Raw genomic sequence first — 24,216 nt, 5'->3', positions numbered from 1 at the left:
GACCTCAGGATTTGGCGAGGCGCAGTGCGACGCAGCCGTCCATCACGAAGCGGCTGATGGCATAGCGGCCGAGCGGAAGCGCGATGCGGCGCTCGAAACGTCCCTGCGGCAGTTCGAGTCGATGGATGCGAGCATTGCGCAGTTCCGAGGGCAGCGTGCGCTGGCCGGAGATGACGAGCGCGCCGTCATGGATCACCGTCTCCACATTGTCGGGATTAACGCCGGGAAGTGCGACCAGGATCAGGAGCTCATGCTCGGTCTCGAGCACGTCGATCGGCGGTTCCCAGCAAGCTTCCTGACGGCCAAACTGCTGGCGCAGCCGCTCGGCGCGGGTCAGCGAGTCCAAGGCTTCGGAGAGCATCCAGTCGAGGGGATTTTTCGGTTGCATGGCAAGGCTCTGAGGAAGGCGCTGCGATTGGAAGACCAGCATATGGGGACGGTTCCCCGGAAATCCAGCATTGCGCGTTCAGGGTATGCCCGGTCTGACTGACCGGGACCAGACTGCATCGGGCAGGAACGCTCGGATGAACCAGAGCCAAAGCAGGTTGGTCGAGAGATAGCTCAGCAGCATTCCGATTCCGCTGTCGCTCATTGTTCGTCTCCACTGATTTCCAAAGCGGCTCTGCTGGGCTAAGTCAGCCCGCCAGCCACCGTTCCAGCACCCGAGGAGCACGCCGACACATGCTCGACTTCGCCCTGTCCGCCTTCGTGACGCTGCTGCTGGTGGTCGATCCCGTCGGCCTTGCGCCGGCTTTCCTCGCCGCGACCGGGGGCATGCCGGACAAAATCAAGCGGACTATCGCGCTGCGCGCCCCGTTGATCGCGGCGTCGATCCTGGTGGTGATCGCGCTGGTCGGAAACTGGCTGCTACGCCAGCTCGGGATTGGCATCCCCGCATTCCAGATCGCCGGCGGGCTGCTCTTGTTCGGCGTCTCCTACCAGATGATCTTCGGCGACCGTCCGCATCGCGAGGCGCGCGAGGCGGACAAGGCGCTCTCCGAGCATGCCTCCGACGTCGCGGTGTTTCCGCTCGCCATCCCCATGATGGCCGGGCCCGGCGCGATCGCGACCACGCTGCTGCTGGCGGGCGATGCCGGCTACGGAGCCAGGCTCGCGCTCATCATCGCGGTCGTGCTCTCGGTGTGCCTGCTCTGCATGCTCTGCTTTGCTTCGGCTTCGCTGATCGCGCGGACGCTCGGGCGCACCGGCAATGCCGTGCTGTCACGCGTGCTCGGCATGCTGCTTGCCGCCTATTCGGTGCAATTCGTCATCAACGGCATTGCGGCTGTCCGGGCGGGTTTGCCCTGATCCTGCGCCAATCTGGTAATATATTGATTTTATTGTCTATTTTAACCCATTGCAGTGCCGTCAGCGTGACAATGCGCTGAGCGGTCCGCTTTCTCTTGCACTGCCATATTGCTTTGACGTACTTCCCCTCTACCAAGCGCCCATCGTCGGAAATGCGAGATGTCGATGACAGGAGACGAGCTCGATAAGAGACAGGCCATCATCGACGCCTCCATGAATGCGCTGGGCATCAACCAGGGCACCTCGGGCGATATCAGCCACGGCATGTCCGAAGGCTAGGCGGGGCAGTCGGTGTTCGTGCGGATCAAGCATATCGTCGATCGCAAGGGTTCGAACCGCGTCATGGTTCGCTTGCGCGCGCTGCTGCGCAGCAACGAGTTCTACCTGATCCCGCTCGCGCTCGTGATCGGCACGCTCGCCGGTGCAGTTGTGACGCTGATGGCCGAGATCGCCCAGATCGCCCACGTCCTGATCTATGGCATCCCCGTAGACGTCCGCCTTTCCGCCAACGCCCGTGTCAGCCCTTGGGCGGCGCTGATCGCCCCCGCGCTCGGCGGGCTGTCGCTCGGCATCATGGAATGGTCGCGGCGACGGATGAAGATCTCGAACGCAGTTGACCCGATCGAGGCCAACGCGTTGCGCGGCGGTAATCTCTCGATGCGCGACAGCGTGGTGGTGTCGAGCCAGACGCTGATCTCCAACGGCTGCGGCGCCTCGGTCGGCCTCGAGGCGGGATACACCCAGATCGGCTCCGGCATCGCCTCGCTGCTCGGCAAGTTCTTCAATCTCCGCCGCAACGATTTGCGCCTGATCGTCGGCTGCGGCGCCGCGGCGGCGATCGCGGCGGCGTTCGGCGCGCCGATCACCGGCGCCTTCTATGCCTGCGAACTGATCGTCGGCGTCTACTCGGTCGGCAGCGCAGCGCCGATCCTGGCGGCCTCGCTCGCCGGTGCGCTGACCGCGCAGTGGCTCGGTGGCGCGCCGTACTCTCTCGAAATACCCAAGGTCAGCTCGGTCGGCATCGAGCAATATCTTGCGCTGATCGGACTCGCCCTCGTCACCGGTGGCGTCGGCATCGCCGTGATGCGCTCGTCCCCAAATTTCGAGCGACTGTTCGCCTGGCTGCCGGTCTGGCTGCGCCCGGTGATCGGCGGCCTCATCGTCGGCGGCTTTGCGATCGTCACCCCGCAGGTGCTCGCGGCCGGCCATGGCGCCATGGTGCTCGATCTCTTTCACGAGATGACGATCGGCCTGATCGCGCTGATCATTGCCCTGAAACTGACGGCCTGTCTGATCTCGCTGGCGTCGGGCTTCCGCGGCGGTCTGTTCTTCGCTTCGCTGTTCGTCGGAAGCCTGATCGGGAAATTCTTCGCCGCACTGCTGCTGCTGATCAGCCCGAATTTCGCGATCGACCCGCTGGTGGCGATGCTGACGGGCATGGCGACGCTCGGCGTCGCCATCGTCGGCGGGCCGCTGACGATGTCGTTTCTCGTCCTGGAGATGACGCGCAATGTCGACGTCACCGCTGTGGTGCTGGCGGGCTGCATCGTCACCTCGATCTGCGTCCGCTTCATGTTCGGCCATTCCTTCTCGACCTGGCGCCTGCACCTGCGCGGCGAGACCATCCGCAGCGCCAACGATGTCGGCTGGCTGCGCAATCTCACCGTTGAGCGGTTGATGCGCTCCGATGTCGGCAAGGTGCCGTCGAGCACGACCATTGCCGCGACCCGGAGCGAGTTCGCGCTCGGCTCGCGCCCCGGCATCGTCGTCGTCAACAATGCCGACGAATATGTCGGCCTCGTCATGCTGCCCGACCTGTTCTCCAGCGACCTCGACGCTATTGCCGACGACATCCAGGTGGTCGAGCTCGCCCGCTACGTCGACATCGTGCTGATCCCGGAGATGAACGTGAAGTCGGCAATGGCGGTGTTCGACGAAGCCGAGGCCGAGATGCTGGCGGTCGTCGATTCCACCGACAGCCGCAAGGTGGTGGGCTTTTTGACCGAGACCTTCGCCCGCCGCCGCTATGTCGAGGAGATCGACAAGGCCACGCGCGGCGTGCTCGGGGCATTGTCGTAAGCTTTCTGCGGCCTCGAGGATAGGTATCAGGGGAGGGGCGCCGCGACGCTCGTTCGCCCGCTGGCCCCAGACTTTCCATGATGGGGTCTTGCTTTCGACAAATCGCGTTGACGATGATCAGCTAAGCGCAAATGCGACGGACGCCTTCGGGCGACATTGGGCTGGGGCAGGGAGCGCCAATGAATTCCGTAACGACACCGATCGAGCCGCGTGACGCGCTGTCCGCGCGCATGGACGAAGAGCTCACGCACACCTTTGAAAAAATCAAGAGCGTGGATGAACAGATCGCGCGTGCGAGCGAGCAGCTTTCCAGGCTGGAGCGCGACGACGCGCGCAGGCGGCCGCCGCGTGGCCGGCCGGCGCTCCGCGGACTCGTCGGCTTGGCGCTGGCAGCGGGGATTGGCACCGCCGCCTTGATCTCGCAATCATCCTACGGTGATACGGTCAGGCAGATGATCGCGGGCTGGGCACCGCTGCGCGCTGCGACGCCGTCACAGGCTCAAGCAGAACCGGCGCCCGACGCTCAGCCGAGCCCGACTGCTCAGCTTGCCCAGGCGCCGTCGGCATCGCCGCAACCGGCGCCGGCCGCTCAGGACGTGCCGGAGGCGGTCGCGCCGGCCGGGACCACGCTCCCTCCGGAGTTGACGGAGTTGCTCCAGAAAATGGCCAGCGATCTCGCGAACGTCCAGCAAGGCATCGACGAGCTCAAGGCGAGTCAGGCGCAATTGAAAGCGAACCAGGAGCAAATGTCCGTCGACACCGTCAAGCTTGCCGACGAATTGAAGGCGGGGCAGGAGCAAATGGCGCGTCTTGTTGCCAAGACGCCTGACAACAAGGCGCCCGACAACAACGTGCCCGAGACCGCCGCGAAAGCGCCCGACCGACCAAACGCGGGGCAGAAGGCGACCGCAGCACCGGTGCCCGCGCCACGTCCGGCTGCGGCCGCCACGCGCAAGCCGGCAACGCCGTCACCGCATGCCACTATGCGACGGCCGGTGCCGGTGCAGCTCCAATCCGCACAGCAATAGTCGCGATCGATATTCCTTTCGCGCCTCGGCCCCGCTCGGTTTGCGGAGACGAGCGCCCGTGCTCGCAAGCTCATTCCAGCCGCTCCACCTGAAGGAGCGCTGGGGATAGCATCGCGATCCAAGGTGTTGAGCTGTCATGAAAGCAGGACGGCGGGCCGCTTCCGGCGCCGTCCGCGCCGGCTATTGGCCTGGTTGAGGTGAGGGCGCGACGAGGCACGCCACGATCCGGCGGACCATAGGCAGGACCACCAGCAGCGTCGGAAAAGCGACCAGCCAGGACAGCGCCCAGGCGCCCGGCCAGCTGGCCAGGAAGGCAGGCGTCGGCCCGAGGCTCCTCAGTGTCGAAATGATCGACACCACGGCCGTCATGAGGATGGAAAGCACCAATGGCATGACGATCGGCGCATAGCGCGCCGGCAGTTTGCGAACCGCAATCATCTGTTTCTCTCTGGGGAAAAGGACGCGCCGATCACGTTGAACCCTGAAAAATTGCATCGATCCCGATCGCGTCGGTTGATGCGTTGGTTCACGTGAAACGCTTACGGCGACCGAAAAACGGCGCGGATGTTCATTATCCGCTCAGCTTGACTCGATCAAGCTGGACTTGGTCATTCGGTTTACAATCGTTCAAAGCGCGGCGGATTGCCGCGATGATGAAACCATCTCAATGGTTTGCGCATTAGGTGCAGTTTGCAGGTCTCTGCTTTGGGCGAGAACAGAGGACGGTCAGATGACTGAGAGGTTCGTGAATTCCAAGGTTTGCCGCAACACCGTGCTGGCCGCGTTCGCAAGCCTCGCCCTGGTTGCGGCCTCCGCTTCGCCCTCCGCTGCCGCGCCAACCACGCCGACGGCCAAGGCGGTCGCCGCGACCCCGGCCGCATCCGCGGCGACCGACTTCAGCTCCGCCCGCCGTCACCGCTATTACCGTCGGGGACCAAGTGCCGCGGGACTCGCCTTCATGGGTATGGCAACGGGCCTCATCGCGGGTGCGATCGCCGAGAGCCGTCGCCGCGAGTATTACGAGGATCGCTACTATTACGGTCCGGGCCCAGGTTACTACGGCGGTCCTGCCTATGCTCCGGCCCCATATTACGGAGGACCGCGCTATTATGGCGGTCCGGTCTATCCGGGCTATTGAGTTCGGCCGATGCCCGTTACCTAGGGTGGGTTAGCTTAGTATCACCCACCTCTTTGTTCTCCGCGTCGAGGGAAGCGTGGGTTACTGCTTCCGCCTTCGCTGGTGGAGCTACGGCGGACGTAGTCGGCTAACTAACCCTACGCGTGTGGTGCCGCCATTCCCGCTCACATCACCGTCCCGCAGGTGCCGACATCGCGCCGTTGGCATAGCGCGACCAGTCGGGTTGGGTCGGCTGTGACGGCCACAGCGCGGCATTGGAGTCGCGCACCGGCTGGGTGATGGGAGCGGGTGTCGCCTTGCGGGTGTGGTGGCGGTCGCTTGCTGCTGCGGCCGTGTGGATCGTGATTGCGGTGATCAGCGTGGCGCTGATGATCGTGAAACTCGTTCGCATCGTCGTTTCTCCCGTAATGACGCTTCGGTTGCGAGCAGATTGTCTCGCGCGTGCGTCGTCGCGGCTGAGATGGCGATGTGTCCCGCCGACTATTACGGGTGGCGCCATCACGATGCAGCGAGCAAAGTTTTTGGTCGCGGCTAAATATTCGGCAATCGCACCCGTGCTGTCGATGGACTTGGCCGACGCAATCCGGTTGAATGGGGCGATCTGAGGTTTCGAGCGACAACGATGTCGAGATATCTGCTGGTCCTGCTTTTGATGGCCTCGCCGGCCGCGGCGCAAGTCAAATTGACGCCGAAGAATTCGGCGGCGCGGCCCGATCCTTGCGCCCCGATCGGGCGCACCGCGGACGGCAAGCTGGTCTATGCCATGACATGCGAGAACCTGCCGGCGCCGCCTCCGCAGGCGGAACTGAAGGAGGCGCCGCAGCCGGCCGCAGAGCCGGAGCCGGAGGTGCGGCGAAGCGGGATTTTCGGCTGGTCCTATGACCGCAGATGATGGACCGTGCCACTTGCGCGAGCCCCTCCGGAATGCTCTTTGCTTGCAAGTTCCCACTGGAGGGCCAGCGCCTTCCGACCCAGAGAGATGAGATGAGCAAACTCGTTATCCGCGCCGGCGATTTCACCTTCGATGCCCGCTTCGAGGAGCAGCTTGCGCCCAAGACCGTCGCCGCCTTCCGCAAAGCGATGCCGTTCGAGAGCCACATCATCCATGTGCGCTGGAGCGGCGAGGGCGTGTGGATGCCGCTCGGCGATCTCGACTTCGGCGTCGGCTACGAGAACCACACCAGCTATCCGGCGCCCGGTCAGATCATCCTCTATCCCGGTGGCATCAGCGAGACTGAGATCCTGCTCGCCTATGGCGGCGTGCACTTCGCGAGCAAGATGGGCCAGCTCGCCGGCAATCATTTCATCACGCTTACCTCAGGCCTGGAAAATCTCGCCGCGCTCGGCAAGACCGTGCTGTGGAAGGGTGCCCAGCCAATCCGCTTCGAGGAAGTCTGAGTGGCAGACGCCCGCTACCCGCGCGATCTTCGCGGCTATGGCCGCAACCCGCCGCATCCGGACTGGCCGGGCGATGCGCGGGTCGCGGTGCAGTTCGTCGTCAATTTCGAGGAGGGCGGCGAGAACAACATTCTGCACGGCGACCGCGCCTCGGAAGCGTTCCTGTCCGACGTGCTCGGCGCGCAACCCTGGCCGGGCCAGCGCCACGCCAACATCGAATCGATGTTCGAATATGGCTCGCGCGCCGGATTCTGGCGGCTGTGGCGGATGTTCACCGAACGGAAGTGGCCGACGACCGTGTTCGGCGTCGCCACCGCGCTGAAGCGCAACCCGGAAATCGTCGCCGCGATGCAAGAGGCGGGCTGGGACATCGCCAGCCACAGCCTCAAATGGATCGAGCACAAGGACATGACGGAGGCGCAGGAGCGCGCCGAGATCGCGGAAGCGATCCGTGTCCACACCGAAGCCACCGGTTCGCGGCCGCTCGGCTGGTACACCGGGCGCTCCTCGATCAACACCAACCGCCTGTTGATGGAGGAGGGCGGATTCCTCTATGTCTGCGACTCCTATGCCGACGATCTGCCCTATTGGGTCAAGGGCGCGAACGGCAAGCAGCTCATCATTCCCTACACGTTGGACGCCAACGACATGCGCTTCATCAACGCGCAGGGGTTTGCGGACGGCGAGCAGTTCTTCACCTACCTGAAGGATGCCTTCGACGTGCTCTATGCCGAAGGCGAGACCGCGCCGAAGATGATGTCGGTGGGGCTGCATTGCCGTCTCGCCGGCCGGCCCGGCCGCGCCGCGGGCCTGATCCGCTTTCTCGACTACATCGGCAAACACGACCGTGTCTGGGTGCCGACGCGATTGCAGATCGCGCAGCATTGGCACGACAAGCACGTGAATCTCGCCGAAAGCGCATTCGAGATCTAGGAGAGAAGGCGATGACGCAGGTCGCGCTGCCCGATCTCAATGCCGCGAGCCCAGCCGACTTCGTCGCGGCGCTCGCCAATGTCGTCGAGTATTCACCGTGGATTGCCGAACAAGTGGCCGCGCGCCGTCCGTTCGCCGGCATCCATGAATTGTTCGATGCGATCAAGGTGGCGATCCAGGGTGCCGCGCCCGACGTGCAGCTTGCGCTGATCCGCGCGCATCCCGACCTCGCCGACAAGACCCAGCGTGCGGTGGGGCTCACCGCCGAATCGAACGCCGAGCAGAACAGCGCCGGCCTCGACCGGCTGTCGGAGGCGGAATACGCGGCGTTCGAGCGCGTCAACAATGCCTATCGCGCGAAATTCGGCTTCCCCTATATCGTCTGCGTACGCCGTCACACCAAGGACTCCATCCTGCGCGACTTCGAGACGCGGCTGTCCAACCTTGCCAAGACCGAGACACGCCGTGCGATCGAGGAGATCTGTCGCATCGCCGCGCTGCGGCTCGATCAGCTCGTCGCAGCCGATGACAAGCTCAAGGTGCACGGCCGGCTTTCGACCCACGTGCTGGACAATCACAGCGGCAAGCCCGCTTCCGGCATCGCCGTCGATCTGGTCGAGCTCGCAAGCCTCGGCGAGAGCCGCGTGATCACGCGTGCGGTCACCAACCATGATGGCCGCACCGATGATCCGCTGATCGGTGGCCGTCCGTTGCCGATCGGCCGCTATGAGCTGCGCTTTAGGGTCGGCAAATATTACGGCGAGCGTAACGTGCCGACGTCCGATCCGCCGTTCCTCGACGAGATCCCGCTGCGCTTTGCGATCAGTGAGCCCGAAGGCCACTATCACGTGCCGCTCCTGGTCACCCCCTGGAGTTATGCGACGTATCGCGGAAGTTAGGCGCGGCCAACTTACCTCGCACGCTTACGGGGAGAGGGAGCGCAGGTTCGCCGCAGACGCTGCATTGCTTTTCGTCGGGTGCTAGCCGCCAAACTTCTCGCGCAGCGCCGGGAATAGCCGATCCGGCTTGAACGGCGTCGACGTGAAGCGGATGCCTGTCGCATCGGCGATCGCATTGCCGAGCGCCGCCGCGACGGGGTTGTAGGGGCTCTCGCTCATCGATTTCGCGCCCATCGGCCCGATCGTGTCGGATGTGTCGGCGAAGAGCACCTCGGTGCGCGGGATGTCGGCGAAGGTGGGCAGGTGGTAGTCGCGGAATTTCGGATTGGTGACGCGGCCATCCATATCGATCACCATCTCCTCAAAGAGCGCAGCGCCAAGCGCTTGCGCCACGCCGCCTTCGACCTGGCCGCGGCACTGCATGGGATTGGCAACGCGGCCCGCGTCTGCTGCCTGGATGCTGCGAAGAATCCTGAGTTCGCCGGTGCCCTTGTTCACGGCCACGCGAAAACCCTGCACGTTGAAGGCAACCGAGCGTGGCGTGCCGGTTGAATTGCCGCTGGCTGCGAGCGGCCGGCCGCGCTCGCGCGCAAGCCGAGCCAGCTCGGTGAACGGTATCCGCCGTACGCCGCTGACGACACACTCGTTCTCGAGTGCGCAGCCTCCGGCATCGCAAAGCCACGCGCCGGCCGCGGCCGCCTTCAGCTCGGTCGCAAGCTGCATGGCCGCCGCATGCGTCGCCTTGCCGGCAACGAAGATGCCGGCGCTGCCATAGGCGCCGGTGTCATGGCCGCCATGGGCGGTGTCGGACTGGCGCAGGCGGATCCTGTCGGCGGTGGTCGCAAGCACTGTGGCCGCGATCTGACGATGCACGGTGCTGGTGCCGTTGCCGAACTCGGCGGTGCCGACGGTGAGATCGAAGCCGCCGTCGTCGTTGAGCGCGACCGTAGCGTCGGCGATGTGACCGGCTGGCGGCACCGTGTCGATCATGGTCAGTGCAATGCCTTCGCCGATCAGCCACTCCGGCGACAGATCAGGGTTTGCTGCGTCCGCCTGCAGTGCGCGCTCGACGAAGTCGAGGCACTGGTCGAGCCCGTAGGAGCCGTAGAGCACGTCGTGATATTCGGACGGCGGTGGCGACAGCATGGGATCGCCGGGCTTGACGATGTTGCGGCGGCGCATGTCGAAGGGGCTGATGCCGAGCTGTCGTGCCAGCTCGTCGATCGCGGCTTCCACCGCGATCAGTGACTGCGGCAGGCCGTAGCCGCGAAACGCGCCGGCCGGCACCGTGTTGGTGTAGACCGCGACCGCGTCGACCTTCTTGTTTGGGCAGTTGTAGACGCCGAGGCTCTCCGACACTGCGTGGAACAGCACGGGACCTGCGTGATTGCCGTAGGCACCGGTGTTGGAGAGCACGTCGAGTTGCAACGCGGTCAGCTCGCCGTTCGCGTCCGCGCCGGCCTTGACGTGGATCCGCATCGGGTGCCGCGTCGAGGTTGCGATGAACTGCTCCTCGCGCGTGAGCTCGAGCTTGACAGGGTGCCCGGTCTTCAGCGCGGCGAGCGCCAATATGTCCTCGACGAACATCTCCTGCTTGCCGCCAAAGCCGCCGCCGACGCGTTCGCAGAACACCCGGACCTTGTCGGCAGGAAGACCGAAAATACCCGACAGCGTGCGCCGGGTCAGGAACGGCACCTGGGTCGAGGAGCGGATGTTGAGCACGCCGGCTTCGTCCAGCCAGGCGAGGCCGCCATGAGTCTCCAGCGCCGCGTGCTGCACGCGCTGGGTCGTGAACGTGCCTTCATAGGTCACTGCCGACGCGGCCAGCGCGGCCGCAACGTCGCCGAACTCCGCGTGCCTCTCCGCGACGATATTGCGCTGTGCATCAGCGACGCGATTTGCAGCCGTACGGTCGGGATGGATGATCGGCGCGTCCGGTGCGCTCGCCTGCTCCGGATCAATCACGACGGGCAGGAGGTTGTAGGTAACCTTGAGCCGTCGGCAGCCTTCCTCGGCCGCGGCTTCGCTCTCGGCGACAACGGCGGCGACCTTCTGCCCGATGAAGCGGACGACGTCGTCGAGGACGCGCGTATCGTCCGGGTCCATCCAGTCCTTCTCGTGCCGCGCGGTCGAGAACACCGCCGGCGGCGCATCCTCGTGTGTCAGCACCGCATGTACGCCCGGAACAGCCAGCGCGGCGGACGCGTCGATCGCGGCGATCTTGGCGTGCGCATGCGGGGAGCGGAGCAGCTTGATATGCAGGAGGCCGTCGATCTCGGTATCGAAGGTGTAGCGCGCCTTGCCGCGCACGATGTCGGGGCCGGCGGGCGCCGGCAGGCTGCGGCCGAACGCGGCGCCGACGGTCTCATCGACATTGCTCGTGCCGAGGAGCGCGTCCTCGATCGAGCGATAGCCGGTGCAGCGGCAGATGTTGCCCTTGAGAGAGGCTCCGAGATCGGTGCGTTGCGCCTGGTTCAGCGAGGCGCATGTGACGATCATGCCGGTGGTACAGAATCCGCACTGGAAACCTTGGGCATCGAGGAAGGCCTGTTGCATCGGATGCGTACCATGACCACCGCCAAGCCCCTCGATGGTCGTGATCGCGCGCCCGTCGGCGCGAAAGGCCGGGATCAGGCAGCTATGCACCGGCTCGCCGTCGAGCAGCACGGTGCAGGCACCGCAGTCGCCGGCATCGCAGCCCTTCTTCACGCCGAACTGACCGAGCTCGCGCAGGAACGTGCGCAGGCACTGGCCGGCGCGCGGCGTCTGCGGAAACGGCTTGCCGTTGATCTCGTAACTCATGGCCGCGCCATCTCGAGCAATTCGCCGCGGATCTCCTCGGCGAGCCGCAGCGTCATGTGCTTGCGCCAGAACGGCTTGCCGTGGACGTCGGCGTGGTACTCTTCGTCGGTGATGTGCTCCGCAATCGCAGCGCGAAGCGCGCTCGCATCGGGCGGCTTCGGAAACGAGAGCTGGATCGGGCGCACCGTCGATGCGGTCACCGTCAGTGTCAGCGTGCCGCCGCCATCGAGGCTGCCGATCAGAAGCGCAGCCGAACGGCCGACCGGCGTCAGCGAGATCTGGCGGAAGGCCGAGCGGCGCTTCAGCGCGGCAAGCGGGATATCGATCTGTCGCAAGAGGTCGCCCGCTGTCAGGCGGTTGCGCTGGTCACCGGTGACGAACTCGACGACGCGAATCTTCTGTTCGCCGCCACTGGCCTTCCAGATCGTGCAGACGCCGTCGAGCGCCGCGGTGAGTGAGATCATTGGCCCTGCCGGCAGCGACATGCAGAGATTGCCACCAACGGTCGCCGTCTTCCAGATCTTGAAGGAGGCGAGGAAAGCGCGGCAGCATTGGTTGATCAGCGGCGCCGCGATCCAGTCGGGCGGACAGACGAGCGCATCGAGCTGGGCGATGGTGCAGGTGGCGGAGATCGAGAGGTGCGTGTCGGTGACGGTCAGCGCAGGCCATTTCAGGTCGGTGAGATCGATCAACCGCGTGAGGTGGACCTGCGGTTCCGAGAACAGCCACGTGCCGCCCGCGAGCCAAGCATCGCCTGCCGCCCAAACGGGCAGTTGGGCGCGGCTCCTGGGATGGGCCACCGTCGTGATGGTGTTCAAATCCATGGCTACGCCAGCCTCGACCGGATGCGTTGCTACGTGGGAAAGTCTTGCAAGACCGGCGCCAAGTGGCAACAACAAGTAGCAAGACCAACGCGATTGTGCCTGGCCCCTGGCTTGCAGGCCGGTGATCGGCGGACGTGAGGAGAAACGGATCATGAGCGACACCAAGCCGATCTGGATCAGGGATCCGCTGGCCATCTTCGCCGATAGCGCGGAACGGGGGATCGTGGTCAGGGATGGCCGGATCGTCGAGCTCGTGCCGGCGGGCGGACAGCCTGCCACCGCGGATGTCGCGGTGTTCGACGCTGGCGAGCACGTTGTGTTACCTGGGTTGATCAACACGCATCACCACTTTTACCAGACGCTGACGCGCGCATTGCCGGCTGCGATGGACCGGAAGCTTTTTCCCTGGCTCCAGGCGCTCTATCCGGTGTGGGCGAAGCTGACGCCGGAAGCACTGCAGCTCGGCGTCACCGTGGCGATGTCCGAGCTGCTGCTCTCCGGCTGCACCACCACGACGGATCATCATTACGTGTTCCCCGCGGGGCTCGAAGACGCCGTCGACATCGAAGTCGCGGTCGCCAAGCGGCTCGGCGTGCGGGTGCTGCTCACGCGCGGCTCGATGAACCTGTCGCAGCGCGACGGCGGCCTGCCGCCGGACAGCGTCGTGCAGGACGAGGACACGATTCTGGCGGATAGCGCCCGCGTGGTGGCAAAGCATCACCAGCGCGGCGCGGATGCGATGGTGCAGATCGCGCTGGCGCCATGCTCGCCCTTCTCGGTGACGACGTCCTTGATGCGCGCCACGGCCGACCTTGCCGAGAAGCTCGACGTCCGCCTGCACACCCATCTCGCAGAGACCGAGGACGAGAGCCGGTTCTGCCAGCAAATGTATGGCTGCCGTCCGCTCGATTATCTCGAGCAGTGCGGCTGGCTCAATGCGCGCACCTGGCTCGCCCACGGCATCTTCTTCAACGCCGACGAGATGAAGCGGCTCGGCAGGGCGAAGACGACCATCAGTCATTGCGCTTGCAGCAACCAGCTTCTCGCGTCCGGCTGCTGTCCGGTCTGCGAGATGGAGGAGGCGGGCGTCGGCATTGGGATCGGCGTCGACGGCTCTGCCTCCAACGATGGATCGAATCTGATGCAGGAAGTGCGCGCGGCGTTCCTGCTGCAGCGGGCGCGCTATGGCGTGACCAAGGTCAGCCACAAGGATGCGTTGCGCTGGGTCACCAAGGGTTCGGCGGCGTGTGTCGGTCGTCCGGAACTCGGCGAGATCGCCGTCGACAAGGCGGCCGATCTCGCGCTGTTTAGGCTCGACGAGTTGCGCTTCTCCGGCCACGGCGATCCCTTGGCCGCGCTCGTGCTGTGCGGTGCGCACCGGGCCGACCGGGTGATGGTCGCCGGCAAATGGGCGGTGGTCGACGGTGTGATCCCGGGATTGGATGTGGCGGATCTCGTCCGCCGCCACAGCTCCGCCGCGCGGGCGATGCAAGCAGGATAATAAAGAAGGGGGCAACCGCAAGTGCCGGGTGCTTGTGGCTACCCCCTCCGAGCCTCCTCCGCGAGGAGCAGGTGAATTCCCTAAAGCAAGAAGCGTGCTACTTGCCCGGAAGCTTGTCGTCGATGCCCTTGACGTAGAAATTCATGCCGAGGATCTGGCCGTCGTCGAGATGATCGCCGCCCTTGCACTCGATCGTCTTGCCGTCCTGCCCAACGACCGGGCACTTGAACGGATGCAGCTTGCCGGCGGTGATCGCGGCCTGGGCCTCCTCTGCCATCTTCTTCACGTCGTCGGGCAAGTTGGTGTACGGCGCCATCGCGAACATGTGGCTGTCGAGGCCGCCCCAGCTATCCTCGGACTTCCAGGTGCCGTCGAGCTCGGCCTTGACGCGGGAGATGTAGTAGGGGCCCCAGGTGTCGAGGATCGAGGTGAGCTGCGTTTTCGGCCCGAACTTGATCATCTCGGAGTCCTGGCCGAAGGCGAGCTTGCCGCGCTCGCTGGCGACCTGCATCGCCGCCGGCGAATCCGTGTGCTGCATGATGATGTCGGCGCCCTGGTCGATCAGCGCCTTGGCAGCGTCGGCTTCCTTGCCCGGATCGAACCAGGTGTTGGCCCAGATAATCTTGACCTTGATGTTCGGATTGATGGTCTGCGCTGCGAGGATCGTCGCGTTGATGCCGGAGACGACCTCGGGAATCGGGAACGAGCCGATATAGCCGAGCACACCGGACTTCGACATCTTGGCCGCGATCAGGCCCTGGATGTAGCGGCCCTGATACCACCGGGCCGAATAGGTCGACATGTTCGGGTTACGCTTGTAGCCCGTCGCGTGCTCGAAATGCACATTCGGAAATCTCTTGGCAACCTTCAGTGTCGGATCCATGTAGCCGAACGAAGTCGTGAAGATCAGCTTGTTGCCAGCGCGGGCGAGTTGCTCGATGGCACGCTCGGCGTCGGGACCTTCGGGGACATTTTCAAGATAGGTCGTTTCGATCTTGTCGCCGAGCTCCTTCACCAGTGCCTGACGGGCGAGCTCATGCTGATAGGTCCAGCCGAGATCGCCGATCGGACCGAGATAAATGAAGCCGACCTTCAGCTTGTCCGCAGCAGAGGCAGCGTTGATGCTCCCGGCAAGCAAAAGTCCGCTAACGGCCGCAAGAAGTATTTTCCTCATCATCGATCTCCAAACAAGTCGGGGTAGCTACGGTCCGCACCATGCGCGCCCCATCGTGCACGGTGCGGAAAAAAGCTCAGCGGTCCGGCACGAACACGGTGCCGAGTGCGGCCGGCGCGGTCGAGCCGCCGGTACGCGCGCGCGAGAGCAGGACCAGGACGATGACGGTCGCAAGGTATGGCAGCGCCGACATGAACTGCGAGGGAATGCCGACGCCCCAGCCTTGCGCGTGGAGTTGCAGGATCGTCACCGCGCCGAACAGATAGGCGCCGACGACGAGCCGGCCGGGCCGCCAGGACGAAAACACGACCAGTGCCAGCGCGATCCAGCCGCGGCCGGCGGTCATGCCGGGAATGAAGAACGGCGTGTAGGCGAGCGGCAGATAGGCGCCGGCAAGCCCGGCGCAGGCGCCGCCGAACATCACGGCGAAGGTGCGGATGCGCAGCACCGGATAGCCGAGCGCGTGCGCGGAGACGTGATTGTCACCGCACGCGCGCAGGATCAACCCCGGCCGGGTACGGTACAGGAACCACAAGACGCCGACGATCAACGCCAGTGAGAGATAGACGAAGGCGTCTTCGCCGAACAGCACGCGGCCGATCAGCGGGATGTTGGTGAGACCGGGAATGTCGAGATGCGCAGCCGGCGTGATGCGCTCGCCGACAAAGCCGGCACCGATCAGACCGGAGAGTCCGATGCCGAGGATGGTCAGTGCCAGGCCCGTCGCGACCTGGTTGACGGCGAGGCCAAGCGCCATCAGCGCGAAGATCAGGGACATCAGCGTGCCCGCGATGATGCCGCAGAGCGCCCCGATGAAGGTCGAACCGGTCAGCCAGGCACCGGCAAAACCGCAGGCCGCGCCCATGATCATCATGCCCTCGACGCCGAGGTTGAGCACGCCGGAGCGCTCGGTCACGAGCTCGCCGGTCGCCGCAATCAGGAGCGGCGTCGATGCGGCGAGCACCGACAGGATGATGGCTTCAACCAGCTCCACGGATCACCTGACGGTTCGAGAAGACCAGCCGGAAACGGTAGAGAATGAGGGAATCGCAGGCGAGCACGTAGAACAGCAGAATGCCCTGGAAAACCTTGGTGACATCCAACGGAATCTTCATTGCGATCTGCGCCTGCTCGCCGCCGATAAAGGTCAATGCGAGGAAAAGACCTGCAATTAGTATTCCAACCGGGTTCAGGCGGCCGAGAAAGGCGACGATGATCGCGGTAAAGCCATAGCCCGGCGAGATGCCGGGCTGAAGGTGCCCGACCGGGCCCGCGACCTCGATCATGCCGGCAAGGCCCGCCAGTGCGCCGGAGACCGCAAAGGTCAGGATGACGAGCTGGTTGGCGTTGAAGCCGCCGAACCGCGCCGCGCGTGGCGCCGCGCCGACCACACGGATCTCGAATCCCTTGATGGTGCGGCCGAGCAGGATCGCCGCCGCTGCGACGACCAGCAGCGCGATGAGCGAACCGAGATGCAGCCGGCCGCCCTCGATCAGCAGGGGAACGGTTGCGACCGGATCGAATTCCGCCGTGGTCGGGAAATTGAAGCCGTGCGGATCGCGCCAAGGACCGCGCACGAGGTAGTCGAGGAAGAGCTCGGCGACATAGACCAGCATCAGGCTGGTCAGGATTTCGCTGGCGCCGAACTTCACCTTGCAAATCGCCGGGATCAGCGCATAGAGCGCGCCTGCGGCGGCCGCAAGCAGCAGCATGGCCGGCAGCACCCAGGCCCCGGCGTCGCTGCCTTGCGTCTTCACGGCGATCAAGCTTCCGGCTACCGCGCCGATGAGGAACTGTCCCTCGGCGCCGATGTTCCAGGCATTGGCGAGATAGCACAGCGACAGGCCGATCGCGATCATCACCAGCGGCGTTGCCTTCACCGCGATCTCCTGCAGCGAATAGCCGTCGGTCAGCGGCGCGATGAAATAGGCATCGAGCGCGAGAAGCGGATTCTTGCCGAGGATCGCGAACAGGATGACCATGGTCACGATCGTCAGCCCGATCGCGATCAGGGGAGAGACCAGCGCGATCGTGCCGGAGCGCTCGGCGCGCTTCTCAAGCACCAACTGCATGCGCGGCCTCCTTCGGCTCCAGGCTGCTGCCGCCCATCAACAGGCCAAGCTGTTCGCGCGTGGCTTCGCGGGTCGGCAGCGGCGCCGACAAGCGTCCGTGGAACATCACCGCGATGCGGTCGGTGATTTCGACGAGCTCGTCGAGGTCCTGGCTCGTCACAAGTACCGCCGCGCCCGCGGCCGCCAGATCAAGCAGCGCCTGGCGGATCACGGCGGTCGCACCGGCATCGACGCCCCAGGTCGGCTGGCTCACCACCAGCACGGCCGGGTTGCGGAGGATCTCGCGGCCGACGATGAATTTCTGCAGATTGCCGCCGGAGAGACTTGCCGCTTCCGGATCGCGCTTGGCCTTGCGGACGTCGAACGTCTCCGTCGCCTTATCGACCGTCTCCAGCGTGGCTGCGATATCGATGAAGCCGTGACGGACCATGCCGCTTGCGGCGTGACCGGTGAGCAGCGCGTTCTCCGACAATTTCATGCGCGGCGCGGTGCCGTGGCCGAGCCGCTCTTCCGGCACGAATGCTGCGCCCAGCTTGCGCCGTCCCGTGATCGAGAGGTGGCCGGCGGCGATGCCTTCGATCACCACCGTGCCCGGATCCTTCGCCAGTCGCTCGCCGGAGAGCGCGGCGAACAGCTCGTCCTGCCCGTTGCCGGCGACGCCCGCGATGCCCAGGATTTCACCGCCCTTCAGTTCGAACGAGATGTGTTCGAGCCTTACGCCGTGCGCCTCGGCTGGCGCCAGCGAGAGATCGTTGACGACCAGCCGCGGCACCGTGGTCTGCCGGCCGGCCGCGGCCTTCACCTCCTTGATCTCACTGCCCACCATCATGCGCGCGAGCGAGGCCGCGGTCTCGAGCCGAGGGTCGCAGGTCGCAACCTTCCTGCCGCCACGCAGGATCGTGGCGGTGTCACAGAGCCGCTTCACCTCGTCGAGCTTGTGGCTGATGTAGAGGATGGCGCGGCCTTCGGCCTTGAGCCGTTCCAGCACGATGAAGAGCTGATCGGCTTCCTGCGGCGTCAGCACCGCGGTGGGCTCGTCCAGGATCAGGAATTTCGGATCCTGCATCAGCGCGCGGACGATCTCGATGCGCTGGCGTTCGCCGACCGACAATTGCCAGACCTCGCGCCTGGGATCGAGCGGAAGGCCGTAGGTCTTCGACACCTGCTCCAGCCGGGCCGACATGTCCTTGAAGGACTCTCTTCCGTCGAGGCCGAGCGCGACATTCTCGGCGACAGTGAGATTGTCGAACAGCGAGAAGTGCTGGAACACCATGCCGATGCCGCGGCGGCGTGCGTCCGCCGGTCCGGACAGGACGATCGGCTGCCCCTGCCACCGGATCTCGCCGGCGCTGGGCTGGATCAGCCCGTAGATCGCCTTGACCAACGTCGATTTGCCGGCGCCGTTTTCGCCCAGCAGCGCGTGGATTTCCCCGGGCCTGATGTCGATATCGATGGAGTCGTTGGCAAGCAGATCACCGTAGCGCTTGGTAAGGCCGAGCGTCTGAAGCAGCGGCGGTTCGCCGGAATGCAGGCCGTTGGGCGTTGGATCTAACATGCGCTGACACGCTTGCACGGGATGAGGTGCCTCAATAGTGGGCTAGTTTGAACCGCCGCGTAAGATGTGAAAAAGCGTCATCCCTTGCTCAACGCTTCGGCAGGCGCCGGCGTTCGCTTGTATCCGCGTCGTCCCCGGCAAGCGGCGCTGATCGTCGTCCAAGATTGCCGCGACCGTGGATAGCGTCTGTTGCAAATTTGTGACGGTTCAAGCCAAATCGGAACCCGCTGTGCAGGCTTGACCTGAAGTTGAGCACCGGCACCGCCATCCCTGCATGCTGCGCCGCGACGCGGCAGCGATCGCCGCATCTCGCGATTGCTGCGCCGGGCGGCGTCAACAAAAGCCCAGCAAAACCAAACGAGAAAGTGCGGCAATGCGCATGCACGCTGCGCGCGCAAGCAGCATGCGCGACACCTGCAAAATCTGCGATGACAAGCTGCGTGTCGCTAAAACATGCGGCACGCCATGGAAAAAGATGAGGCTTCTCACTTCGGGATATCGGCGCAAGTGTCGCAGCCAAGGGCGTTCATTTTGGCTTGTCAAAACATGGGGGTATTGAGGATGTCGTCTCGTTTCATGGCAATTGCAGCAACGGCGCTGACAATTGCTACGCTGGCCAATGGTGGCCCGGCTCACGCGGCGGACTTGCCGGTCAAGGCGGCCAAGAAGGCGCCCGATCTTCCGTTCTTCCTCGTGATCGACAATCGCGTGACGTTCTCCTGGATGCCCAAGGGTACGGATCCCGGCATGTGGAGCGTCCAACCCGACGGCAGCATCAACGGCACCACCGCCAAGCAGGTCTACTCCTTCACCCATTTCGACTTGTGGTCCTACGGCACCAACTTCTTCACCATCTCGATGTTCAAGTCGGGTCACAACGATCCGGCCTCACCATGCACTGCGCCTGGCGTGACCATCACCGGCGGTGCCGGCGACTGCGCGGGCGCCACCGAGATCTACGGCCTGTTCCGCTCGACCTTCGGCTGGAACGAGCTGTTCAACACCAAGGCCTTCACCATGGGGCCGCTGCACAATATCTCGTTCGAAGTCGGTATGGACGGCAACAGCGAGAACACCTTCCTCGCGCCGGCGAAACGCGACGTCGTCGCGGGTCTGCAGTTTGCCTTCGACCTTCCCTACAAGGGCTACATCAACGTCGCGCCGTTGATGTACTGGGAATTCTCGAACCACAACGCCTTCACCCAGTGCGGCCTGTTCGTCGCCGGGCCTGCGGGCGTCGTCTGTAACTCGGATGGCAATGTCAGCTACAACCCGACCTGGGCGGTCGAAATCAACTACTACATGGACCTCGGCTTCCTGCCGCCCAGCATGCAGTTCTGGTCGATTAGCGGCCGTGCCGGCTGGTACGGCCCGAAGGGCGATTCGAACGGCCTTCCTGCGCTCTCGGGCGTCGGCCGCTTCTCCACAGCGACCAAGACCGAGCTGAACAGCGAGCCGATCCGCCTCACCTTCGACGCGTCGAAGGCGGTCTGGGGCGACAAATACTCGCACTTCGTCGACCTCTGGGTCGCCTATCGCTACTGGCAGAACAAGTTCGGCCTCGATCACAACGCCATGCCCGGCGTCTGCACGATCGCCGCGACCGGCCAGAGCACCAAGAGCTGCACCGAGTCCACAGTTTATGGTGGTGTCACCATGAAGTTCTGATCGGCGGAAGGACGTTCAGAAGGATGGCGTCGCGCGGGAATGCGCGGCGTCATCTGCGTCTGAAGAATAGAATCGTAGGGTGGGTTAGTCGTAGGCGTAACCCACCTCTTTACTTTCCGCGTTTAGAGAGAAGTGGTGGGTTACACTTCGCTAACCCACCCTACGACAGCGCTCACCTCGTCCACACGCCGTCGTGCAGCGCTTCGGCTTCGTCTTCGAGCAGCGGGCCGACGACCTCCATGGGACGCTGGCCACTGGCGAAAACAGCACGGCATGGCAGGTCGAGCGTTGGATTTTCCGGATGATCGCCGGTGAGGCCGCGCAGGCGGTGTTCGCTGAGGCCATAGACCACGCGGCCGATGCCGGCCCAGTAGATTGCGCCGGCGCACATCGCGCAGGGCTCAGTGGAGGAATAGAGGGTCGCCTTTGCCAGGACTTCGCGGCTGAACATGCGGCACGCTTGTGTAGCCGCCAGGCGCTCGGCATGGGCGGTGCCGTCATGGTCGGGCATGTAGCCGTTCTCGGCTTCGATCAACACCTTGCCGTCAATATCGACCACGACGCAGCCGAAGGGATGGTTGCCATGGGTGAGGGAGCGGCGGGCGACCGCAAAGGACAAGCGCAAGAAGTGCTGGTCGCGTCCCGATGTGCCGCTCATCGCCGCTCCGCGGGTTAATGTCCCGCCATATGCCGGCCGACCACCGTGAGGTCGGCTTCGCTGGTCCGTACTTCATACACGAATTCGCCGTGGAACATGACCACCAATCGATCCGACAGTTCGAGCAGTTCGTCGAGATCCTCGCTGACCAGCAGCACGGCGGCACCGCGATTGCGTGCGGCCATGATCTCGGCGTGGATCTGCGCCACCGCCGCGAAGTCGAGCCCGAAGCAGGGATTGGCGGCGATCAGAACCTCGACGTTGCCGGCAAGCTCGCGGGCAAGCACGGCGCGCTGCACGTTGCCGCCGGACAGCGCCGAAATCGGGGTCTCCGGCGTGCGCGTCTTGATTCTGTATTGCGCGATCTTCTTCTTTGCGCTGTCACGGAAGGCGCCGCGGTTGAGCCACCAGCCGCCAGATGCAAAGGGCGCACGGTCGAATTCGCGGAAGGCGATGTTATCGGCGACGCTCATGCCGCCGACGCAGGCGTTTTTGAGCGGCTCCTCGGGCAGGAGCGACATCCTGTGCCGGCGCATCTCCTCGCGGCTGGCGTGATAGGGATCGCACGCGACGCGGATTTCACCGCTATCCGCCTCGCGCTGGCCGGCCAGGACCTCGACGAGCTGGCGCTGCCCATTGCCCGAGACGCCGGCGATGCCGACGATCTCGCCGGCGCGGACCGTGAGCGAGACGTCATGCACGGCGATCGCGCCGGCATCGTCGAGCGCGCGTAGTTTTGCCAGCTCCAGCCGCGCCTTGCCGGCTTCACCGGTGCGGGCCGGCTGCACCGTCAGCTCCTCGGCGCCGATCATGGTACGCGCCATCGCATCCGGCGTCAGCTCGGCGACCTTGCCGTGTCCGGCGAGCTTGCCGCGGCGCAGGATCGTGACCTCGTCGGCGAAAGCCATGACCTCGCGGAACTTGTGCGTGATCATCAGAATCGTCAGCTCGCCCTTCACGACCATGTCGCGGAGCATGCCGAGCACCTCGTCGGCTTCCGCCGGCGTCAGCACCGAGGTCGGCTCATCCAGGATCAGGAAGCGGCGTTTCAAATAGAGTTGCTTGAGGATCTCACATTTCTGGCGCTCGCCGGCAGAGATGTCCGAGACTCTCGCGCCGAGCGGCACCTTGAAGGGCATCCGCGCCAGGAAGGCCTCGAGCTCTTTCATCTCCTTTGGCCAGTTCACCACGGCCGGCACGTCGTCGCGCGCCAGCACGAGATTTTCGGCTACGGTCATAGCCGGCACCAGCGTGAAATGCTGGTAGACCATGCCGAGGCCGAGCGCGTGGGCGTCCCTGGGGTTGCTGATCGCTTGCTCGCGACCGCCGACGAGGACGTCGCCTTCGGTCGCGCGGTAGTAGCCCATGATGCATTTGACGAGCGTCGACTTGCCGGCACCGTTCTCGCCGAGTAGCGCATGGAAGGAGCCCGGGCGGACCCTCAGCTCGACATTGTCCAGCGCCAGGAAGTCGCCGAAGCGCATGGTCATGGCGATGGCATCGACGCCGAAGGCGCCGCTCGGCGGTGGCGTCTCGCCGATGATCACGAGATCGCTCCGATCAGGGCGTCGGACGTTGCGACCGCGCCGAACACGCCGCCCTGCATCTTGATCATCTTGAGCGCGTGGTCGTGGTTGCTCCTGTCGGTCGCGCCGCAGCAGTCGTGCAGCAGCACGCATTCGAAGCCGCGATCGTTGGCCTCGCGCATGGTGGTGTGGACGCAAACGTCGGTGGTGATGCCGGTCAGCACGATGTTCTCGATGCCGCGGACGCGCAGGATCAGCTCCAGATCGGTGGCGCAGAACGAACCCTTGCCGGGCTTGTCGATGACGGGTTCGCCAGGCAATGGCGCAAGCTCAGGGATGATCTCCCAGCCGGGCTCGCCGCGCACCAGGATACGGCCGCAGGGACCGGGATCGCCGATCCCGGCGCCGATTTGCCGCGAGCGCCAGCGCTTGTTGGCGGGCAGGTCGGACAGATCAGGGCGATGGCCTTCGCGGGTATGGATGATGTGATAGCCCTGCTTGCGCATGACCGCGAGCAGCTTCTTGATCGGCTCGATCGGTGCCCGCGTCAGCGAGAGGTCGTAACCCATCTTGTCGACATAGCCGCCGACGCCGCAGAAGTCGGTTTGCATGTCGATGATGACGAGTGCCGTGTTAGCCGGGCGAAGGTCGCCGTTATACGGCCAGGCGTATGGCTCGGACTTGATATAGCGCTCGGGCATGGACGACCTCGTGGATGCGCAGGATTACCGTGTAATCGAGAGTTCAGCGGGAGCGCCGGTCAGCGTCCGCTTCGGCGAGCAGGTGATGATCATGATCGCCAGCGTCAGGATATAGGGCGCGGCGTTGAAGAGATGATAGCCCGAGGTGACGCCGACCGATTGCAGCGCCGGGCCCAGCGCCGCGGCGCCGCCGAAGGCGAGCGAGGCCCACAGGCACAGCAGGGGATCCCAGCGCGCGAAGATCACCAGCGCCACGGCCGTGATGCCCTGGCCTGAGGACAGGCCCTCGTTCCAGCTTCCGGGATAGAACAGCGACAGGAAGGAGCCGCCGATGCCGGCGAGGAAGCCGCCGACCATGGTCGCGCGCAGGCGGATCAGCAGCACGGAGTGGCCCATCGCGCGCGCGGCGTCCGAGCTCTCGCCCGCGGTACGGATCAGGAGGCCCCATCGTGTAGTGCGGAAGGCCCAATAGAGGATCGGGGCAAGCGCAACGCCAATCAGGAAGAGGACGTTGACGCGCAGCGCGGCACGCACCTGCGGAATGTCGCTCCACCAGCCAAAATCGATTGCGGGTAAGCGTGGTGCAGTCGGCTCGATCAGCGGCTTGCCGAGATAGAACGCGAGTCCGGTGCCGAACAGCATCAAGGCGATCCCGACCGCGACGTCATTGACGCGCGGCAGCGAACAGATGCCGGCATGCAGCGCACCCAGCAAGGCGCCGGTGATGCCTGCGGCGAGCACGCCCAGCCACGGCGAGCCCGAGAGTAAGGAGATGCCGTACGCGCTCATCGCACCCATCACGAGGGTGCCTTCGAGACCGAGATTGATCCGGCCCGAACGCTCCGTGATGCATTCCCCTAAGCTCACGAACAGGAACGGCGTGGAGACGCGAATGGCGCCGCCGAGCACGGCGAGCGGCACGGTCCATAGTCCGATCGATCCGTCCGCCATC

The 24,216-nt window shown here is 64.8% G+C and carries 23 protein-coding genes and 1 pseudogene; 11 read left to right on the top strand and 13 right to left on the bottom strand.

All coding sequences use genetic code 11. The features are described 5' to 3' along the window. Nucleotides 1–4: 4 nt before the first annotated feature. Complete coding sequence (locus tag MTR72_RS25415) at nt 5–388, bottom strand: Hsp20/alpha crystallin family protein (protein ID WP_280969535.1); 384 nt, start codon at nt 386–388, stop codon at nt 5–7. 293 nt (nt 389–681) lie between these two features. Between MTR72_RS25415 and MTR72_RS25410 the strand changes: the two genes are divergently transcribed. From MTR72_RS25410 to MTR72_RS25395, 4 genes and pseudogenes are all read left to right on the top strand, one after another. Then, entirely contained in the window at nt 682–1,308 is a 627-nt protein-coding gene (locus tag MTR72_RS25410; RefSeq protein WP_280969536.1) for a MarC family protein, read from the top strand. Between the two features lie 159 nt (nt 1,309–1,467). After that, nucleotides 1,468–1,572: pseudogene (locus MTR72_RS25405) on the top strand (class II aldolase); the annotation flags it as partial. A 27-nt stretch (nt 1,573–1,599) separates the two neighbouring features. Beyond that, on the top strand, nt 1,600–3,387 hold the full coding sequence (locus MTR72_RS25400) for a chloride channel protein (protein ID WP_341511442.1): 1,788 nt from the start codon (nt 1,600–1,602) through the stop codon (nt 3,385–3,387). Between the two features lie 179 nt (nt 3,388–3,566). Further along, on the top strand, nt 3,567–4,415 hold the full coding sequence (locus MTR72_RS25395) for a hypothetical protein (RefSeq protein ID WP_341511441.1): 849 nt from the start codon (nt 3,567–3,569) through the stop codon (nt 4,413–4,415). A gap of 180 nt (nt 4,416–4,595) precedes the next feature. Here MTR72_RS25395 and MTR72_RS25390 read toward each other — a convergent pair whose 3' ends face one another. Next, nucleotides 4,596–4,853 (bottom strand): DUF2798 domain-containing protein, encoded by a 258-nt coding sequence (locus MTR72_RS25390; RefSeq protein WP_341511440.1) that lies wholly within the window; start codon nt 4,851–4,853, stop codon nt 4,596–4,598. Nucleotides 4,854–5,145: 292 nt separating this feature from the next. On the opposite strand from MTR72_RS25390, the gene MTR72_RS25385 reads away from it, so the two are divergent. Further along, nucleotides 5,146–5,553 carry a hypothetical protein gene (locus tag MTR72_RS25385; RefSeq protein WP_280969540.1) on the top strand — a complete coding sequence of 136 codons (408 nt, stop codon included), beginning with the start codon at nt 5,146–5,148 and terminating at the stop codon, nt 5,551–5,553. A 169-nt stretch (nt 5,554–5,722) separates the two neighbouring features. Here the strand turns inward: MTR72_RS25385 and MTR72_RS25380 are convergent, their stop codons facing one another. After that, on the bottom strand, nt 5,723–5,944 hold the full coding sequence (locus MTR72_RS25380; protein WP_280969541.1) for a hypothetical protein: 222 nt from the start codon (nt 5,942–5,944) through the stop codon (nt 5,723–5,725). Nucleotides 5,945–6,175: 231 nt separating this feature from the next. Between MTR72_RS25380 and MTR72_RS25375 the strand changes: the two genes are divergently transcribed. The 4 genes from MTR72_RS25375 to uraD all read left to right on the top strand — a co-directional run bounded on the left by MTR72_RS25375 (nt 6,176) and on the right by uraD (nt 8,783). Beyond that, complete coding sequence (locus tag MTR72_RS25375) at nt 6,176–6,445, top strand: hypothetical protein (protein ID WP_280969542.1); 270 nt, start codon at nt 6,176–6,178, stop codon at nt 6,443–6,445. Between the two features lie 92 nt (nt 6,446–6,537). Continuing rightward, nucleotides 6,538–6,951, top strand: coding sequence for a DUF3830 family protein (locus tag MTR72_RS25370; RefSeq protein WP_279375997.1), 414 nt, complete (start codon nt 6,538–6,540; stop codon nt 6,949–6,951). Beyond that, complete coding sequence (gene puuE, locus MTR72_RS25365; protein WP_341511439.1) at nt 6,952–7,884, top strand: allantoinase PuuE; 933 nt, start codon at nt 6,952–6,954, stop codon at nt 7,882–7,884. A gap of 11 nt (nt 7,885–7,895) precedes the next feature. Further along, nucleotides 7,896–8,783 carry a 2-oxo-4-hydroxy-4-carboxy-5-ureidoimidazoline decarboxylase gene (gene uraD / locus MTR72_RS25360; RefSeq protein ID WP_341511438.1) on the top strand — a complete coding sequence of 296 codons (888 nt, stop codon included), beginning with the start codon at nt 7,896–7,898 and terminating at the stop codon, nt 8,781–8,783. 81 nt (nt 8,784–8,864) lie between these two features. On the opposite strand, the gene MTR72_RS25355 is transcribed toward uraD, so the two are convergent. Together MTR72_RS25355 and MTR72_RS25350 are read right to left on the bottom strand one after the other, a co-directional pair. Continuing rightward, nucleotides 8,865–11,585 carry a molybdopterin-dependent oxidoreductase gene (locus MTR72_RS25355; RefSeq protein WP_341511437.1) on the bottom strand — a complete coding sequence of 907 codons (2,721 nt, stop codon included), beginning with the start codon at nt 11,583–11,585 and terminating at the stop codon, nt 8,865–8,867. Next, complete coding sequence (locus tag MTR72_RS25350) at nt 11,582–12,409, bottom strand: FAD binding domain-containing protein (protein WP_341511436.1); 828 nt, start codon at nt 12,407–12,409, stop codon at nt 11,582–11,584. Before MTR72_RS25350 ends, MTR72_RS25355 begins: the two co-directional genes overlap by 4 nt. Nucleotides 12,410–12,560: 151 nt before the next feature. Between MTR72_RS25350 and MTR72_RS25345 the strand changes: the two genes are divergently transcribed. Continuing rightward, nucleotides 12,561–13,910 carry an 8-oxoguanine deaminase gene (locus tag MTR72_RS25345; RefSeq protein ID WP_341511435.1) on the top strand — a complete coding sequence of 450 codons (1,350 nt, stop codon included), beginning with the start codon at nt 12,561–12,563 and terminating at the stop codon, nt 13,908–13,910. A 97-nt stretch (nt 13,911–14,007) separates the two neighbouring features. On the opposite strand, the gene MTR72_RS25340 is transcribed toward MTR72_RS25345, so the two are convergent. The 4 genes from MTR72_RS25340 to MTR72_RS25325 form a co-directional block, all read right to left on the bottom strand. Continuing rightward, the gene (locus MTR72_RS25340; RefSeq protein ID WP_341511434.1) at nt 14,008–15,084 is read right to left on the bottom strand and encodes a BMP family ABC transporter substrate-binding protein; all 1,077 of its coding nucleotides are present in this window, start codon (nt 15,082–15,084) and stop codon (nt 14,008–14,010) included. A gap of 76 nt (nt 15,085–15,160) precedes the next feature. Then, on the bottom strand, nt 15,161–16,078 hold the full coding sequence (locus MTR72_RS25335; RefSeq protein ID WP_341511433.1) for an ABC transporter permease: 918 nt from the start codon (nt 16,076–16,078) through the stop codon (nt 15,161–15,163). Beyond that, on the bottom strand, nt 16,065–17,156 hold the full coding sequence (locus tag MTR72_RS25330) for an ABC transporter permease (RefSeq protein ID WP_341511432.1): 1,092 nt from the start codon (nt 17,154–17,156) through the stop codon (nt 16,065–16,067). The genes MTR72_RS25335 and MTR72_RS25330 overlap by 14 nt, the downstream gene beginning before the upstream one ends. Then, nucleotides 17,140–18,711 (bottom strand): ABC transporter ATP-binding protein, encoded by a 1,572-nt coding sequence (locus MTR72_RS25325; RefSeq protein ID WP_341511431.1) that lies wholly within the window; start codon nt 18,709–18,711, stop codon nt 17,140–17,142. The genes MTR72_RS25330 and MTR72_RS25325 overlap by 17 nt, the downstream gene beginning before the upstream one ends. Before the next feature lie 561 nt (nt 18,712–19,272). Between MTR72_RS25325 and MTR72_RS25320 the strand changes: the two genes are divergently transcribed. Next, the gene (locus tag MTR72_RS25320; RefSeq protein ID WP_341511430.1) at nt 19,273–20,379 is read left to right on the top strand and encodes a hypothetical protein; all 1,107 of its coding nucleotides are present in this window, start codon (nt 19,273–19,275) and stop codon (nt 20,377–20,379) included. 172 nt (nt 20,380–20,551) lie between these two features. On the opposite strand, the gene MTR72_RS25315 is transcribed toward MTR72_RS25320, so the two are convergent. From MTR72_RS25315 to MTR72_RS25300, 4 genes are read right to left on the bottom strand one after another with little or no spacing between them, the layout of a single operon-like run. Then, nucleotides 20,552–21,037 (bottom strand): nucleoside deaminase, encoded by a 486-nt coding sequence (locus MTR72_RS25315; RefSeq protein WP_341511429.1) that lies wholly within the window; start codon nt 21,035–21,037, stop codon nt 20,552–20,554. Nucleotides 21,038–21,051: 14 nt separating this feature from the next. After that, nucleotides 21,052–22,584 (bottom strand): ABC transporter ATP-binding protein, encoded by a 1,533-nt coding sequence (locus MTR72_RS25310; RefSeq protein WP_341511428.1) that lies wholly within the window; start codon nt 22,582–22,584, stop codon nt 21,052–21,054. Next, entirely contained in the window at nt 22,581–23,264 is a 684-nt protein-coding gene (biuH, locus tag MTR72_RS25305; RefSeq protein WP_341511427.1) for a biuret amidohydrolase, read from the bottom strand. The genes MTR72_RS25310 and biuH overlap by 4 nt, the downstream gene beginning before the upstream one ends. A 24-nt stretch (nt 23,265–23,288) precedes the next feature. Then, nucleotides 23,289–24,215 carry an ABC transporter permease gene (locus MTR72_RS25300; RefSeq protein WP_280969556.1) on the bottom strand — a complete coding sequence of 309 codons (927 nt, stop codon included), beginning with the start codon at nt 24,213–24,215 and terminating at the stop codon, nt 23,289–23,291. Nucleotide 24,216: the final 1 nt, after the last annotated feature.

Origin of the sequence: Bradyrhizobium sp. ISRA442 (genome assembly GCF_038085055.1) — a bacterium.
Lineage (GTDB): Bacteria > Pseudomonadota > Alphaproteobacteria > Rhizobiales > Xanthobacteraceae > Bradyrhizobium.
This window is presented reverse-complemented; position numbering and strand designations above follow the sequence as displayed.